Here is a 585-nt window from a genome sequence, read left to right as displayed (position 1 = left end):
TTTATTTTTCCATATGAAAGGTTAAAACCACCGACTTTAGTCGGTCAGCTTTAGCTGCGATACTATATTGCACGAGAGGTGCAATATGGATTACAGATATGGCAGCCACACGGTATTCCAGATTGAATATCATTTTGTGTGGGTAACAAAATACAGGTACAAAGTGCTGACAGGTGAAGTCGGTATACGGGTGCGTGAGTTAGTCCGCCAAACATGTGACGCGTTTGAAATTAGGATAGTAAGTGGTGTAGTGAGCCAAGATCATGTTCACATACTGGTGAGTTGTCCCCCGACATTAGCGCCTTCAGAAATCATGAGGCGACTGAAGGGAAGGACAGCGAGCAAGTTGTTTGAAGAATTTGCTCATCTGAAGAAGCGCTACTGGGGTCAGCATTTTTGGGGCAGAGGCTATTTTTGTGCCACAGTGGGTCAGTTAACGGAAGAGATGATTAAGGCTTATTTGGATCATCATTTTGAACCAAACCCGGATGATAACTTCAGGGTAGATAATTGACGCATCGTTCAGCCGATGCGTATCCGGACTTTCAGTCCGTTAATCACTAACCCACCTACTTTAGTAGGTGG

Annotated in this window: 1 protein-coding gene; it reads left to right on the top strand. The window is 44.4% G+C overall.

Annotation, left to right across the window (positions count from 1 at the left end):
- The first annotated feature begins 85 nt into the window (after positions 1-85).
- Positions 86-514: an IS200/IS605 family transposase gene (gene tnpA / locus Xhom_RS25355; protein WP_069316283.1), complete on the top strand. Its 429-nt coding sequence runs from the start codon at positions 86-88 to the stop codon at positions 512-514.
- The last annotated feature ends 71 nt before the right edge of the window (positions 515-585 follow it).

The sequence above is a fragment of the Xenorhabdus hominickii genome, assembly GCF_002632725.1.
In the GTDB taxonomy this organism is placed as follows: domain Bacteria; phylum Pseudomonadota; class Gammaproteobacteria; order Enterobacterales; family Enterobacteriaceae; genus Xenorhabdus; species Xenorhabdus hominickii.
This window is presented reverse-complemented; position numbering and strand designations above follow the sequence as displayed.

Coding starts and splice junctions, on each gene's coding strand:
- tnpA (WP_069316283.1), top strand. CDS start 86: ATGGATTACAGATATGGCAGCCACACGGTATTCCAGATTGAATATCAT.